This window comes from Gordonia sp. SCSIO 19800 (assembly GCF_018132775.1).
In the GTDB taxonomy this organism is placed as follows: Bacteria; Actinomycetota; Actinomycetes; order Mycobacteriales; family Mycobacteriaceae; genus Gordonia; species Gordonia hongkongensis.
The window spans coordinates 221,470-237,969 of record NZ_JAGRQM010000007.1 but is presented as its reverse complement, the minus strand read 5'-3'; the positions used below and the strand labels follow the sequence as shown (position 1 = coordinate 237,969).

Annotated in this window: 6 protein-coding genes; all 6 read left to right on the top strand. The window is 69.2% G+C overall.

Annotated features, from left to right (window positions below; genetic code table 11):
* The first annotated feature begins 279 nt into the window (after nt 1–279).
* The 6 genes from KB201_RS11140 to KB201_RS11115 all read left to right on the top strand — a co-directional run bounded on the left by KB201_RS11140 (nt 280) and on the right by KB201_RS11115 (nt 16,432).
* Nucleotides 280–3,660 carry an arabinosyltransferase domain-containing protein gene (locus tag KB201_RS11140; RefSeq protein ID WP_197414678.1) on the top strand — a complete coding sequence of 1,127 codons (3,381 nt, stop codon included), beginning with the start codon at nt 280–282 and terminating at the stop codon, nt 3,658–3,660.
* A complete protein-coding gene (locus tag KB201_RS11135) occupies nt 3,653–6,964 on the top strand; it encodes an arabinosyltransferase domain-containing protein (protein WP_078111875.1) in 3,312 nt (1,103 codons plus the stop codon). The genes KB201_RS11140 and KB201_RS11135 overlap by 8 nt, the downstream gene beginning before the upstream one ends.
* Nucleotides 6,965–7,128: 164 nt before the next feature.
* Nucleotides 7,129–7,668 (top strand): Dps family protein, encoded by a 540-nt coding sequence (locus tag KB201_RS11130; RefSeq protein WP_058250943.1) that lies wholly within the window; start codon nt 7,129–7,131, stop codon nt 7,666–7,668.
* Nucleotides 7,669–7,992: 324 nt separating this feature from the next.
* Nucleotides 7,993–9,201 carry a DICT sensory domain-containing protein gene (locus KB201_RS11125; RefSeq protein WP_078111876.1) on the top strand — a complete coding sequence of 403 codons (1,209 nt, stop codon included), beginning with the start codon at nt 7,993–7,995 and terminating at the stop codon, nt 9,199–9,201.
* A gap of 354 nt (nt 9,202–9,555) precedes the next feature.
* Nucleotides 9,556–12,966 carry an arabinosyltransferase domain-containing protein gene (locus KB201_RS11120; RefSeq protein WP_211539289.1) on the top strand — a complete coding sequence of 1,137 codons (3,411 nt, stop codon included), beginning with the start codon at nt 9,556–9,558 and terminating at the stop codon, nt 12,964–12,966.
* The gene (locus KB201_RS11115; protein ID WP_211539288.1) at nt 12,959–16,432 is read left to right on the top strand and encodes an arabinosyltransferase domain-containing protein; all 3,474 of its coding nucleotides are present in this window, start codon (nt 12,959–12,961) and stop codon (nt 16,430–16,432) included. The genes KB201_RS11120 and KB201_RS11115 overlap by 8 nt, the downstream gene beginning before the upstream one ends.
* Nucleotides 16,433–16,500: the final 68 nt, after the last annotated feature.

Here is a 16,500-nt window from a genome sequence, read left to right as displayed (position 1 = left end):
GAAAGTGCCTTCTGAGCTGGAATGTTTTGTGTCTCAACACCACCAATCATTCCAGCTCAGAGGGCATTTTCACGTTACCGACACCCCGCACCCATCCACGGATCCAGGCTCAGGGAGCAGTGGCTGGACGCGCCCTTAGGGAGCGAGGGCTGGACGCGCCCTCCACAAGCTCTGGGCGCTGCCAACGGAGCAGGGGTACCGACGTTCACGCACCTCATCGATCAGAGCCGCGGGGTGGGCCCTAGGTACCCCGGGGGACGTCGCTTACGATGAGGCACCGTGCCTGTGACAGCCCCGACCTCGCCTGAGGATTCCGCCGAACCGTCCTCGTCGGGGCCGGAATCGTCGGGGCACGGGACCAGGATTTCCGCGGGCACCTCCCGGTGGATCGCGATCGTGGCGGGGATCGCCGGCATCGTGCTGTGTGCCCTCACCCCGCTGCTGCCGGTCAAGGCCGTCGACGCCGGTTTCGAGTGGCCGGCCGGGCAGGATCTGAACGCCGACACGTCGTCGGTGATGGCGCCGCTCATCGCGCAGACCCCGCAGACCCTCGACGCGAGCATCCCGTGCGCGACGCTGACGTCGGCACCGGACGGCGTGGTCCTCGCCACGATGCCGACCAACGCACCACGCTCGAAGTCCTCGTCGCTGTGGGTCACCGCCACCGACGCCGCGATCACCGTGACCTTCCGGAACAGTCTCGCCGCGACCGCCTCCCGCGCCGACCTGAGCCGATGCTCGGAACTGCGCATCTTCTCCGCCCCCACCGGCCCGGGTGCGCAGTTCGTCGGGCTCGGCGAGTCGACGACCCTGCCGCCGGACCGCCGCCCGCAGGTCGACGGCATCTTCAGCAACCTCAGCCCGGAACAGGCACGCGACGCCGCTGGTAACGGCCTGCGCGTGCAGGTGGCCATCGACAACCGGTACGAGTCGTCCCCGTCGATCCTCAAGATCATCGTGATGGTGCTCGCCGCGCTGTCGGTACTCGTCGCCGTCGTCGCGCTCGGGCTGCTCGACCGCATCGGCGGGTACCACCGGCGGATCGGCGCGCGCACCCGCTCGTGGTGGCATTCACTGAAACCCCGGGCCAGCGACTTGGTCGTCACCGCGATCCTGCTGGTTTGGAGCGTCCTCGGGGCCGGTTCGCCCGACGACGGTTACATCCTCAACATGGGCCGTACCGCCGACGGTTTCGGCTACCTCGCCAACTACTACCGCTTCTACGGCATCCCCGAAGCACCGTTCGACTGGTACTACAGCTTCCTCGCGGCGTGGTCGTCGGTCTCGCCGTCCGTGCTGTGGATGCACATCCCGCAACTCGTCGCCGGACTCGTGTCGTGGTTCGTCCTGAGCCGGGTGCTGCTGCCACGCCTCGGCCCCGCGGTACGGCGCAGTTCGTGGGCCATCTGGGCGGGCGCCCTGACGTTCACCGCGTTCTGGTTGCCGTTCTGCAGCGGCTTGCGCAGCGAGGGGATCATCGTCCTCGGTTCGCTACTGACCTGGTGGGCAGCGGAATACGCCATCGCGACCCGGCGGCTCCTGCCCGCGGCACTGGCCGCCCTAGTCGCGGGCTTCACCCTGGCGCTCGCCCCGCACGGCGTCGTCGGCGTGGCCATCCTGCTGGTGGCGGCCCGCTCACTGCTGCACATCCTCATCGACCGACGGAACCGGATGGACGGATCCCGCTGGGCGGCAACGCTCGCCCTCCTCGCGCCGATCGCCGCCGCCGGCATGGTGGTGCTCATCGTGGTGTTCCGCGATCAGACCCTGGCCACCGTCCTCGAAGCGATCAAGCTGCGCTACTCGGTCGGGCCGGTCATCTCCTGGCATCAGGAGTTCCTGCGGTACTACTTCATCTCGGTCGTCACCGACGACGGCGCCCTCACCCGTCGCGTACCGCTGCTCCTGCTGCTCGCCGGCCTGTTCGTCACGGTCGCGGTCATGTTGCGGCGCACGAGGATTCGCGGAGTCGACCCGGGACCCGTCTGGCGTCTCATCGGCGCCGTCGGGGTCACCCTCCTCCTGTTCGCGTTCACGCCGACCAAGTGGACCATCCAGTTCGGCGTGCTCGCCGGGCTGGCGGCGGCGATCGCGGCGGCGGCCACCGTCGCCGTGGCCCAGTCGGCGGCGCGTTCGGCGCGAAACCTGACGGTCTTCGTCTCCGGACTGTTGTTCGCGATGGCCGCCGCGATGGCCGGTTACAACTCGTGGCCGTTCCTCTACGAATACGGCATCTCCTGGTTCGATCGCGCCCCCGTCATCGCCGGCTACCAGGCGTCGACGCTGTTCCTCATCCTCGCCGTGATCGCGGCCGCGGTCGCGGTCTGGCAACACCTGCGGCTGGACTACGTGACCAATCGCGGTCTCGCACATGCCGACACCGGGCCCGGCGAGACCCGAGCCGATCGCCGACGGCTCTTTCTCGCCTCCTCACCACTGGCGGTGATCGCCGGTCTGCTGGTGATCGTGGAGTTACTGCTGTTCGCCAAAGCCGCGGTGACCCGGTACCCGGCGTCGACCGCACTCGCCGAGAACCTGAACACGCTGCGCGGCAACAGCTGTGGCCTCGCCGACGATGTCCTCGTCGAACTCGATCCCAACGCCGGCATGCTCACCCCGGCCGGCGGCGCCACCACGACGCAGGCGCTGCGCGGCGAGAACCCGGTCGGGTTCTCCCCGAACGGGATTCCCGACGACCTCCAGCCCGAGCCGGGTAGCCAGCGCCCCGGACAGATGAACGTGTCGGCGAGTATGGCCCGCCCGTTCGCGATCACCGGCGGGCTGGGCGCCGGGACCACCGGCGGGCGCGGACCGGAGACCGTGAACGGTTCCACCGCCAAGTTGCCGTACGGGCTCGACCCCGCCACCACGCCGGTCCTGGGCAGCTACGGGTATCCGGGCGAGGCCCGGCTCACGACCGGTTGGTACGACCTGCCCGCCGACCGCGCGGCGTCACCGCTGCTGGTGTTCAGCACCGCGGGCGCCGTCTCGACCATCGACACCTTCGGCGTACGCAACTTCGGGCAGAAGATGGTGGTGCAGTTCGGCCGCCCGGGTGCGGACGGGAACTTCGAACAGGTCGGCCCCGACATCCTGCCCATCGACCCCGGTCCCGTGATCCTGAACATGCCCTGGCGCAACATGCGCGTACCGATGTCGGCCGCCCCGCCGCGTGCGACCGTGATGCGATTGTCGCTGCAGGACAACAACCTCGGCGAGAAGCAGTTCATCGGGATCACCCCGCCGCGCGCACCGCGGTTGCAGACGCTGCAGGCGGTCGTCGGCTCGACGGCACCCACCCTCATCGACTTCGGGGTGGCGTCGCACTTCCCGTGCCAGCGGCCGATGGGTGTGTCCCACGGTGTCGCCCAGGTCCCGCAGTGGCGCATCCTGGGTGACTATCCGCTGACCAATTCCCAGTCCAAGACGTGGCAGGCCGGCGTGGACGGCGGGTTGCTGGGGATCTCGGAGGCCACCACGTCCGCATCGGCGGTCTCGACGTACCTGCAGGACGACTGGGTGCGCGACTGGGGCGCACTGGAGAAGCTGACCCCGCTCGTGTCCGACGCACCAGACGCGCGGATCGACACGGCACAGACGACGCAATGGGGCTGGTCACGAGCCGGCTCGATCAGGGTGGAGCCCCAATCCGATGAGTGAGTCCCGTACGCCTCGTACGTCCCGTATGGCGACCAGGGTCAACCCGAAGATCGTCGCGACCGTCACCGGTCTGCTCGGATTCCTGCTGGCGATCCTCACCCCGCTGTTGCCGGTGAATCAGTCAACCGCCGAACTGCAGTGGCCGCAGGGCGGCGACGTCTCCGATGTCGCCGCCCCGCTGGTCTCCTTCGTGCCGATCGACATGGAGACGTCGGTTCCGTGTTCACTCGCCACCCGCCTGCCCGACCAGGGCGGAGTACTGCTGTCGACGATCCCCGAAGGCGGCCAGGACGCCGGGGCCCGCGGGCTCTTCGTCCGGGCGACGTCCGACGCTCTGACCCTCACCGACCGCAACGTCGCCCTGCTGAACACCGATCGAGCGGCCGCGCAATCGAATCCGAACTGTCGCATCGTCTTCCGGGCCGACGGCGAGGGGGTGAGCGGACGATTCGAGGGCCTGCCCGAACCGGCCGCGGACTCCGGCGCCGCGCACGGCTTCGCGCTGGCCGACCACGAGATGCGTCCCCAGATCGTCGGCGTCTACAGCGATCTGCCCGCCGATGTCTCACGTGACGGGTTGTCGCTGCGCGCCACCATCGACACCCGCTACGTCAGCACCCCGACCCTGCTGAAGCTCACCGCGATCGTGCTCGGCATCCTCATGACGATCGTCTCGCTGATCGCGCTCGGCATCCTCGACCGCCGGGACGGCCGCAGCCACAAGCGTTTCCTGCCGTCGGGCTGGTTCACGATCCGGCCGCCCGATGTCGCGGTGTTCGCGATTCTCGCCTTCTGGTGGTTCGCGGGCGCCAACACCTCCGACGACGGCTACAACTTCATCGTCGGCCGGATCACCGGAGACGCCGGGTACGCCGACAACTACTTCCGCTACTTCGGTGTGCCGCAGGACCCGTTCGGCTGGCACTTCCAGGTCATCTCGGCCATGACGGACGTGAGCGTCGCGGCACCGTTCATGCGACTACCGGCCTTCCTCCTCGGGTTGCTGGGCTGGTGGCTCATCAGCCGAGAGGTGATCCCGCGCCTGGGCCGCGCGGTGCGGCACAGCACGCCGGCGGTGTGGTCGGCCGCGTTCGTCTTCCTCGCGATCTGGTTGCCGTTCAACAACGGTCTGCGTCCGGAACCGGCCGAGGCCGTCGGCGCTCTGCTCACCTGGTGCTGCGTGGAACGCGCAATCGCGACCCGCCGACTGCTCCCCTACGCCGTCGCGGTGGTCACCGCCGCCTTCACCCTCGCGCTCGCGCCCGGCGGCCTGATGGCGGTCGCCGCACTGCTGGCCGGGATCCGACCGATCGTGAAGACCCTGGTGTCGCGCCGGTCCCGGGACGGCCTGCTCCCGATGCTCGCCCCCATCCTGGCCGCCGGCACCGCTGTGCTGTTCCAGATCTTCGCCGATCAGCCGCTCGCGCCGTTGATCGCGGGCAACAAGGTCGCCTCCGACGTCGGTCCGACACTCGAGTGGTGGCAGGAGCCGATCCGCTACTACTACCTGATCCTTCCGACAGCCGACGGCACGCTCGCACGACGCTTCGGCGTGCTGGCGATGATCCTTTGCCTCTTCGTCGTACTGCTCCGCCTCCTCCGTCGGGAGCACCCGAACGGCGTTGCGCGCGCGCCGATCTGGCGCCTGGTCGCGGTGACCCTCGGCACCATGTTCTTCATCGCCTTCACACCGACCAAGTGGACCCACCACTTCGGTGTGTACGCGGGTATCGCCGCGGGCCTCGCCGCCGCGGCGGGCGCCATGATGGCGCCGGCGGTGCTGCGATCGCGCCGCAACCGCAGCTTCTTCGCGGCCGCGGTGCTGGCGATCACCGGGATCTCCTTCGCCGGCACCAACGGCTGGTGGTTCGTGGGCAGCTACGGCGTCCCGTGGTGGGACCGCCCACCCACGGTGGGCGGCATCAACATCGCCTGGTTCATCCTCGTCGCCGCGGTCGCCACCGCACTGGCGGGTCTGTGGTTCCACTTCCGCGACGACTTCGTCGACGAGACGACCCGAACCCGGGGCGGCGACAAGTGGTATTCGAAGCTGAAGTTCTCCCCGCTGCCGGTCATCGCCGGGATGATGGTGCTGTTCATGGTCGCCTCGTTCGCGAAAGGCGCCTACGAGCAGCGTGATTCGTGGTCGTGGATGAAGTCCAACGCACGCGCCCTCACCGGCAACTCGTGCGGGCTGGCCAACGACGTCCTCGTGGAGGCCGATCCCACCGCCGGTCTGCTGCGACCCGCGGCCGTCGACGGACGGCCGGCGCCGAGTGTCGCCGCCGCGCTGGCCGGCCCGGACGCCATCGGATTCACCCCCAACGGCGTACCCGGGCGGCTCTCGGTCGACGCGACCGAGAGCACCGAGTCGTCGACCACCTCGGGTGCGCAGAACAGCGCCCAGACCGGTGCGGGTTCCGACGAATCCGCCGACAGCTCATCCGCGCAGGGCGGCACCGAGGGCGGCCAGGGCGCCCGCGGCGTCAACGGATCGACGGTGCGTCTGCCGTTCGGACTCGACCCCGCCGTGACGCCCGTGCTGGGCAGCTACGGCTCGCCGTCGGGCACCGGGTCGCTGACCTCGGACTGGTACCAGCTGCCCGAACGCTCCGAGGACGCCCCGCTGCTGACGATGGCGGTCGCCGGCTCGGTGGAGGCGGTCGACGGCATCGGGGTGGTCCACGCCGGCCAGAAGGTCACGATGCAGTTCGGCCGGGTCGAGACCGACGGTCGGGTGACTGCTCTGGGCCGGATGTTCCCGATCGACATCGGCGAGACCCCGACCTGGCGCAACCTGCGGTTCCCGCTCGCCGATGCGCCGCAGCGGGCGACCGTCGTGCGGGTCGAGGTCGCCGACACCGCGGCCGCACCGTCGGAGTGGGTGGCGGTCACGCCGCCGCGGGTCAGCACCCTGGCCACGCTCAACGACGTGGTCGGTCAGACCGACCCGGTCTTCATCGACTGGCTGCCCGGCATGGTCTTCCCGTGCCAGCAGCCGATGAAGGTGCGCAACGGCGTCCTCGAGGTGCCGCAGTGGCGGATCATGCCCGACGCCGAGGCCACCCGGAAGAACAGCCAGACCTGGATGTCGGGAACCGCGGGCGGCCCGCTCGGCATCACCGAGGCGATGCTGCGTCCGACCCTCCTGCCCACCTACCTCCGTAACAACTGGGGACGTGACTGGGGCGGCCTGCAGAAGTTCACCGAGATCATCCCGGCGCCGGCTGCGGAACTTGACCTCGGGACGGCTCGCCGTTCAGGGTTGTACGACCCCGCGCCGATGCGCTCCAGCGGGTATTGATCTGGTGTCTGACACCGCGCCGACCTGGGGTTTCCCTTTCCCCACGGTCGGTGCGGCAAACACGCTCGAGACCTTCGTTATCTCACTGTGATGTGCTGTCTCGGTTCCGTCACTCATGGCCGGCAGCCCTCGTCACGGCGCCGATACCGGCCTAATTTCGAGACATGCCTTCATTCACCGCACCTGGACTCAGCAACGAAGCCGCCAACGAGGTCGTGGGCATCCTGCAGGAGCGCCTCAGCGCGCTGAACGACCTGCACCTCACCCTCAAGCACATCCACTGGAACGTGGTCGGCGCGAACTTCATCGGCGTGCACGAGATGATCGACCCGCAGGTCGAGCTCGTCCGCGGCTACGCGGACACCATCGCCGAACGCATCGCCACGCTCGGAGCGTCGCCGAAGGGCACCGCCAAGGCGATCGAGAACGACCGCTCGTGGAACGACTACTCCATCGGACGCGACACCGCGCAGGCACACCTCGGCGCGCTCGACCTGGTCTATGACGGGTTCATCACCTCGCACCGCGACGGCATCAAGAAGATCGGCGACATCGATCCGATCACCGAGGACATCCTCATCGGACAGACCGCCGAACTGGAGAAGTTCCAGTGGTTCGTCCGCGCACACCTCGAGAGCTACACCGGTGAGCTCACCCATGCCGGCGCCAGCGGCGAAAAGGCAGCGGCCGACGCAGCCCGCTGACCTGGCGCAACAGACCGAGTAGCGGGTCACCACACCCCCGGACCCGCCCCGGAACCGCGGTCGCGACCTTCCGCCCAGTTGGTCGCGGCCGCGGTAACACCTCTCCGTACCCAACACCTACGAACAGGCACTGACACCCGCACCCGGATTCACAGCCGAATACCTTGCGCCGCTTGGGACCTCAGGGACCAAGGGCTTCTCGACCATGTCCACCGTTCGTGGTTTGTTACGCTGGCCACAGGCTAACGCCGCGAACAGGATGTGAAGCAATCCGCGTCCACCAGATCGATCGGGGCGCTCTTCCGCTCTGACGGGGAGGCACGTGTGTCCGAAACGCGATCATTCACCCTGTTCGATGATCTGGAGCTCCACATGCAGTTCGCGCCGGTCTGCCGGCTGTCCGATGGCGCTCTCGCCGCCGTCGAACTGCAGCTCCGGGGGCCGGCCGGTACCCGGCTCGCCACCGCCGCCGCCCTCAAACGCGCCGCCCGTCTTGTCGAAGAACACCCTGTGCTCGACGAGCGGAAGCGCAAGATGGCCGCGTCCCAACGTGCGCAGTCGCTGGCCAAGATCCTGCCGCTGCTGGTCTCCCTCGATCTCGACCTGATCGACAACCTCGACGACGAGACGGCGCGCAGCCTCGAACGTCACGTCATGGTCATCCTCCCCGACGCCGTCGAACGCAGCCCGCAGCGGACACTCGCCCGCGTCGCCCGCGCCCGGGCGGCCGGCAAGATCATCTGCGTCGACGGGCTCGTCCGCAGCGAGCACGCGGCCACGCTGCTCTCCCTCGTCGAACCCGACATCATCGTCACCGGTGCCGAACTGCTCACGTCGCAGACCAACTCCGACGCCGCGCACCTGGCCCACGCGCTGGCCGCGCACACCGAACGCAGCCATGCCGTCGTCATCGCCGAGGGCGTCGACGACGAGGCCACCCGGATCACCGCCCAGACGATGGGCGCCGCTTTCGGTATCGGCGACCTGTATCCCGCCGTGACCGACCCGTCCGTCCTCGCCAGCCGGACCGTCGTGCCGCTGCCCGAGATGCCGGTGTGGACCACCCCCGGCCCGGACAAGTCGACGCCGTACCGCATCGCGTCGACCTCGATCCCGCCGCGTATGGGCAACAAACGCCTGCTCATCGAGATGAGCAAGGCACTCGAGGAGCAGGCGGCCATCGGTGGCGCCGCGATCGTGTTGGGCACCTTCCAGTTCGCCGAACACTTCACCTCGCGAACCGCCAAGCGGTGGCGGGAGATGTCGGAGAAGACCGGTCTGGCCGGGGTCTACGGAGTCGGGTTGCCCGACATCCGGGACGGGAACGTCCACCGCGCGCCGCTCGACGCGGAGGACGACCTGATCAACGAGTGGAATGTCGCCGTCCTCGGGCCGCATTTCGCGGCGCTGCTCTCGGCGCGCGACCAGCACGACGCCGGTCCCGATCTCGAGCGCACCTTCGAGTTCGTGCAGACCTACGACCGCATGACCGTCACCCAGGCCGTGCACTCGATCCTCATGCGGTTCTCCTGATCCGAGTCGCGCGCGGAAAGTGACCTCGACGGACGCGGCGGCCTCGCTGCGCTCGGACGACGCTGCTCGGCCAGCAGGCGGGGAGCCGGCGGCCTCGCTGCGCTCGGACGACGCTGCTCGGCCAGCAGGCGGGGAGCCGGCGGCCTCGCAGCGCTCGGACGACGCTGCTCGGCCAGCGGGCGGAACTCCGGCGGTCTCGCTGCACTCGGACGACGCTGCTCGGCCAGCGGGCGGGGAGCCGGCGGTCTCGCCTCTCCCGCTGGTTGAGCAGGTGACGAGCGCAGCGAGGAGCCGTGTCGAAGCCACCCAAGCCACATCGAGCTATCCGGTCAGGGGATTTGGGTTTGTCACAGCATGGCTGACTACGATGCGCCTGTGCCGAAGTCGCCTGAAGTGTCCGCTGGCAACGCCGCCACCACCGTTGGAGCTGCTGCCCAGCGTGCGTCCGGCGCACCGCAGTCCCGCACCGTCGCGCTCGTCGCCGCGGTCGCCGGGCTCATCGCCGTCGTCGCCGGCATCCTGACCCCGTTCCTGCCCGTCAGCACCTCGACGGCGTCGATCACGTGGCCACAACAGACCGACACCTCGGCATCGGTCACGGCTCCGCTCGTGGCGCAGACCGCACGGAACGTCGACATCTCGATCCCGTGTCGCGTGCTGTCGACGACCCCCGCCGACTCGTCGACCGTCGTGCTGTCGACGATGCCCGTGGCCGCGGTGAAAGCGCGGGACAACGGGCTGTTCGTCGTCGCCGACGCGAACGGTGTATCCGTCACCAACCGCAACAAGACGCTTGCCTCGGTGCCGCGGGACGCGCTGGCCGGTTGTACCGAACTCCGCATCTTCTCCGACGCCACGACGACCGGCGCGCAGTTCGTCGGTCTGCCCCCGGGACCGGCGATCGCGGGCGGCGGCGCCATCGGCCTCGCCGAACCGGCGTCGAACCCGCAGATCGCCGGCATCTTCACCGACCTCACGCCCGAACAGCTCCGGGCCGCCCCGGGTGTCGACGTCCGCCTCGAGATCGACGATCGCTTCGACTCGTCGCCGTCGATCCTCAAGTGGGTGGTGATGGTCGTCGGCGTCGGAGCCGCGATCGTCGCGCTCGTGGCCGTCGGACGCCTCGACCGCATCCACGGCTATCACCGAAGAGTCGGCCGACGCCTCCGGTGGCGCCGGGTCCTGCGCCCCGGCCCCACCGACATCGGCGTGACGGTGACGCTGGTGGTCTGGCACTTTCTCGGGGCGGGGTCACCCGACGACGGTTACATCCTCAACATGGGGCGCAACGCCGCCGACGCCGGATACCTCGCGAACTACTACCGCTTCTACGGCATCCCCGAATCGCCGTTCGACTGGTACTACAACTTCCTGGCGTACTGGTCGACCATCTCGACGACCGGCCTGTGGATGCGGCTCCCGTCCCTGTTCGCGGGCCTGGCCGCCTGGTTCATCCTCAGCCGAGTCCTCCTGCCCCGCCTGGGTGGCGCCGTGCGGCGGTCACAGTGGGCGATGCTCACCGGCGCGGCGGTCTTCCTCGCGTTCTGGCTCCCGATGTGTTCGGGGCTGCGCAGCGAGGGCATCATCGTCCTCGGCACCCTGGCGACCTGGTGGGCGGTGGAGGTCACGGTCTCGACGCGACGGATGCTGCCGGCCGTCATCGCCGCATTCACTGCCGCGCTGACGCTCGCCCTGGCCCCGCACGGTCTCGTCGCGCTCGCCCTGCTCATCGCGAGCGCCCGGCCCATGCTCCGCATCCTGGTCCGACGCCGCGCCGAAGACGGACTCCTGCCGCTGCTCGCCCCCCTTCTCGCGGGTGTGGCGCTGGTCGTCATCATCGTCTTCCGCGACCAGACCCTCGCGACCGTCTTCGAGGCCCTGCGGATCCGTTACTCGGTCGGTCCGACGCTGGCGTGGTATCAGGAACTCCTGCGCTACTACTTCCTCGCGGTGAACACCACCGACGGCGCCCTGGCCCGCCGCATCCCGGTGCTCCTGTTCGCCGTGTCCATGTTCGTCGTCCTGGCGATCATGTTGCGCCGCAAGCGGATCGACGGCATCGATCCGGGCGCGGTGTGGCGGGCACTGGGCGCCTCCCTGCTGACGATCCTGTTCCTGTCGTTCACGCCGACGAAGTGGACCATCCAGTTCGGCATCTTCGCCGGCCTCGGCGCGGCGCTGGCCGCCGTCGCCTGCGTGGCGATCGGGCAGGCGGCGCGCCGCACGCTCCGCAACCTGTCGATCCTGGTCGCCGGGCTGCTGGTGGCGTGCGCGGCCGCAGCGGCGGGCAAGAACGCCTGGCCGTGGCCCTACAACTTCGGCATCGCCTGGTTCGACAAGGCACCTGTCGTCGCCGGGATCCAGGTGTCGACCGTGCTCCTCGCGCTCGCGGTGGTGGCATTGCTGTTCGCCATCTGGCAACACCTCCGGATGGACTTCGTCGACGAGACCGGCCTCGCCCATGACCGCGGTGCCGCGCCCGCCGGCTGGCGCATCGGGGTCGCCTCCGCGCCGATCGCGGTGATCGCCGTCCTCATCGTCGTCAGTGAACTCGCGGTGTTCGCGAAGGCCGCGACCAGCCGCGCGGACACCTTCACGATGCTGTCCGCCAATCTCGACTCCGCGCGCGGAAACACCTGCGCGATGGCCGAATCCGTGCTCGTCGAACCCGATCCCAATCGCGGCATGCTGACGCCGGCGGACGGCGGCACGGCGTCGTCGACGCTGCAGGGTCAGTCCCAGGGATTCCGTCCCGACGGGGTGAAGCCCGATCTGACGCCGCAGGCCGGAGCCCAGAAACCCGGCGCGATGAACACCTCGGCGGACCTGTCGAAGACGTTCATCGTCTACGGCAGCAACCCGGGAACCACCGGCGGCGTCGGGCCTCGCGGCGTCAACGGCAGCACTGCCGCACTGCCGTTCGGTCTCGATCCGGCGACCACACCCGTGCTGGGCAGCCACGAGACCAACAGCGGCCAGGCCACTCTGACCACCGGTTGGTATCGCCTGCCCGCCCGCGACTCCTCGCCGCTGATCGTCATCACCGCCGCCGGCGCGGTTTTCACGCTCGACCGGGACGGCGTCCCGAACTTCGGGCAGGCGTTGGAGGTCCAGTTCGGTAGGGAGTCCGAAGCGGGCGCCGGGAGCGAAGCGAGCGGGCCGAATGTTCCTGCCAACGGACAGTTCGAGGAGGTCGGCGCACCCGCGATCCCGATCGACCCCGAGCGGACCAACCGCCCGTGGCGAAACCTGCGCATCCCAATGGACCGCGTTCCCGCTGATGCGACCGTGATGCGAATCGTCGCCCGGGACAACAACCTCGACCCGGACCAGTGGCTCGCGGTCACCCCGCCGCGGGCCCCGGTGCTGCAGACCCTGCAGACCGTCGTCGGCTCCACCGATCCCGTGCTCATCGACTTCGCCGCCGGCGCGGTGTTCCCGTGCCAGCGTCCGATGACCGCCCACCACGGCGTCTTCGACCTCCCGCAGTGGCGCATCCTGCCCGAGTCGTGGATCGCCAACTCGCAGTCCAAGACCTGGATGGCCACCGAGGACGGCGGACTGCTGGCGCCGGTGGAGGCGCTCACGCGGCCGTCGACCCTCGCCACCTACCTGGACGACGACTGGTACCGCGAGTGGGGCAACCTGCAGCGCCTGACCCCGTTGGTGCCGCAGGCGCGACCCGCGGAGGTGCAGACGGGAACGTCGACCACCTGGGGATGGTCGCGCCCAGGCCCGATCAGGGTGGTGCCCGAAGATGACTGACCCCGACCACTCGCACGCCGAACCGGCGACGCGGCACACCGGAGAGAACCAGGCAGACGTGGCAGACACCGACACTTCTTCCCGAAGTCCCGCCGACACCGCGTCATTCGTGAGTGACCGCCGCCCGGGCTTCGCCGAACGCCACGCCGGCACCGCGCGTATCGTCGCGATGGCCGCGGGCATCGTGGGCATCCTGCTAGCACTGCTCAGCCCGTTCCTGCCGGTCGACTACACGAAGGCCGAACTGACCTGGCCGCAACAGGGTTCGGTGGCGAATGTCGCCGCACCGAACGTGTCGTTCGTCCCGGTCTCGATGGACGTCACGGTTCCGTGTGCACTCGGCGCGTCCTTGCCCGCGTCCGGCGGAGTGCTGTTGTCGACGGTGCCCGAGGGCGGCGCGGAGGCAGGCAAGGTCGGCCTCTTCGTCCGGGCCACCGCTGACTCGCTCCAGGTCGTGCAACGAAACGTCCTGCTACTCAACACTCCTCGCGCGGCCGCACAGTCGGCGCCGGACTGTCGGATCGTCGTCGAATCCGACACCGAAGGCACGCGGGGGTCGATCCAGGGTCTGCCGGAGAACGCCGCCGGCGCCGGGAGCGGGCCGAATGACGATGAGGCCGGCGCTGTCCGGTCCTTCGATCTGCGGGATCCCAACGCCCGGCCGCAGATCATCGGTGTGTACTCGAGCCTTCCGGCCGACGTCAGCACCGACGGACTCTCCTTCCGGTCGACCATCGACACCCGGTTCGTCTCCACGCCCACGACACTCAAGTTCTGGCTGCTGGTCCTCGGCATCGCGTCGACGATCCTCTCCCTTGCCGCGCTGGCGGTCCTGGACGCCCGCGACGCGCGCGGCCATCACAAGATCTTCCCGGCGGGCTGGTGGCGCGTACGCCCGGTCGACGGAGTCGTCACCCTGGTGCTGCTGATCTGGCTGTTCGTCGGCGGCAACACCGCCGACGACGGATACCAGGTGACGGTCGGCCGGATCGCCGGCGAGGCCGGTTATCTCGACAACTACTACCGCTACTTCGGTGTCCCGCAGGATCCGTTCGGCTGGCACTACCACTACCTGTCGGCGTGGATGGAGATCAGCACCGCGACGCCGTGGTTGCGATTGTTGCCGTTCCTGTTCGCGATGGCGTCGTGGTGGTTGATCAGCCGGGCGGCGATCCCCCGTCTCGGGCGGGCCGTCCGCGAGTCGACGCCGGCGATCTGGGCTGCCGCCCTGGTCTTCCTGGCGGTGTGGATGCCGTACAACAACGGACTGCGCGTCGAGCCGCTCATCGCGCTGGGCACCATCTTCACCTGGGTGTGCGTCGAGCGCGCGATCGCCACCGGCCGGTTCTTCCCGCTGACGATCGGCATCATCTCCGCGGCGTTCACCCTCACCATCCATCCCACCGGCGTCATCGCCTCGATCGCCCTGATCGCCGGCATCCGGCCGCTCATCAAACGTCTCGCGGTGCGCCGCAAGCGCGACGGTCTGTGGCCGTTGCTTCTCCCGATTCTCGCCGCCGGGCTCGCGGTGATGTTCGAGATCTTCGCCGACCAGCCGCTGGCACCGATCCTGGAAGCGGTGTCGGTCAACGGACAGGTCGGCCCCACCAACAAGTGGTGGGAAGAGCCGATGCGCTACTACATGCTGATGAATCCGACCGCCGATGGCGGAATCGCCCGGCGTTTCGGCATTCTCATCGTGTTCACCTGCTTCGTCCTGGTCGTGGTGATGCTGCTCAACCGGCGCCGCCTGCCCGGCATCGCCACCGCACCCACGTGGCGTCTGGTCGCCATGGTCGCCGGCTCGGCCGTGCTGATGGCATTCCTGCCGACCAAGTGGACCCACCAGCTCGGTGTGTACGCCGCGATCGGCGGCGCGCTCGCCGCAGTGGCGACCGCCTGCGCCGATCGCACGATCATGCGTCGTCGCCGCAACCGGACCCTGTTCGCCGCCGCCTGCGCATATGTCCTGGCGCTCGCGTTCTCCGGACGCAACCAGTGGTGGTACGTCGGCAGCTACGGAATCCCCTGGCGGGACGCGGTTCCCGACGTCCGGGGCATCCCGCTCTGGACCGGGATCCTCGCGGTGGCAGTAGCGCTGACCGCCCTCGGTCTGTGGCAGCATTTCCGCGACGACTACGTCGACGACGCCGTCCGGACCGGTGCGTCGCGGTCGGTGTTCGCCCGACTCCGCAGCCCGTCGATCATCGTCGTGTCGACCATCATGTTGCTGTTCACCCTGGTGTCATTCGCGAAAGCGGACTGGACGCAGCGCAATTCGTGGTCGTGGCTGAGCTCGAACGTCAACGCGCTCCAAGGACAGCCGTGCGCACTCGCCGATGCCGTACTGGTGGAGGACGATCCGAACGCCGGACTGCTGTCACCCGCGCGAGTGGCGGGACAGGACAACCCGTCGCCGGGCGCCGCGCTGGCCGGAACCGGGATGGAAGGGTTCGACCCCAACGGAGTGGCGTCGGACCTGTCCGAGGAGACCGAAGAGGAAGCCGAGGAGTCCTCGTCGGGCACCTCGACCGCGGAAGTCGACCGCACCCAGTCCGATCCGACCGAGGACGGCACCGGCGCCGAGACCGACACCACGACCGGTTCCAGCGACACCAGCGGTGGGCAGACCGCCCAGGCCGGCGTCAACGGGTCGACCGTGAAGCTGCCGTTCGGTCTGTCACCGAGCCAGACCCCGGTCCTCGGAACCTACAACTCCCCCAGCGGCACCGGTCGCCTCACGTCCGACTGGTATCAGTTGCCGGAGAACCCCTCCGGCGAGCAGCCGCTCGTCACGATGTCGGTGGCGGGGCAGGTCGAGTACATCGACGACCTCGCCGTCACCCGGCCCGGACAGCGAGTGCGACTGCAGTTCGGCCGCGTCGCGCCGGACGGCACGGTGGCACCGGCCGGTCAGATGGTGCCGCTCGACATCGGTGGTGCCCCCGAGTGGCGCAACCTGCGCTTCCCGATGGACCAGGCGCCCCCGGGCGCGACGGTGGTCCGCGTTCTCGCCGAGGACACCTCGACGCTGCGCGACCAGTGGCTGGCCGTCACCCCGCCGCGCGTCTCGTCGATGGTGACGCTGAATTCGCTGGTGGGCAGCGAGGATCCGGTGCTCATCGACTGGGAGGCCGGTCTCGCCTTCCCGTGCCAGCGTCCCGCCCAGGTGAAGTACGGGGTCCTGGAGACACCGGAGTGGCGGATCTCGCCGGACCGCGAAGGCGAACGGGTCAACTCGCAGCGCTGGATGGCCGGCGACTCCGGCGGCCCGCTCGGCATCATCGAGAACGAGTTGCGGCCGCGCGTGTACCCGTCGTACCTGCGCAACGACTGGGCCAAGGATTGGGGCATGCTTCAGAGCCTGACCCCGATCCTCCCGCAGACCGACGCCGAATTGACCATCACCACCGACACCCACCACGGACTCTGGACCCCGGGACCCATGCGGGCGGTGAAGAACTAGGCAGTCCTGCTACCCGCGCACTACCACGCACTCTGCTCCCCGAGGAGCGCCCGGACCTTGCGGAGGGC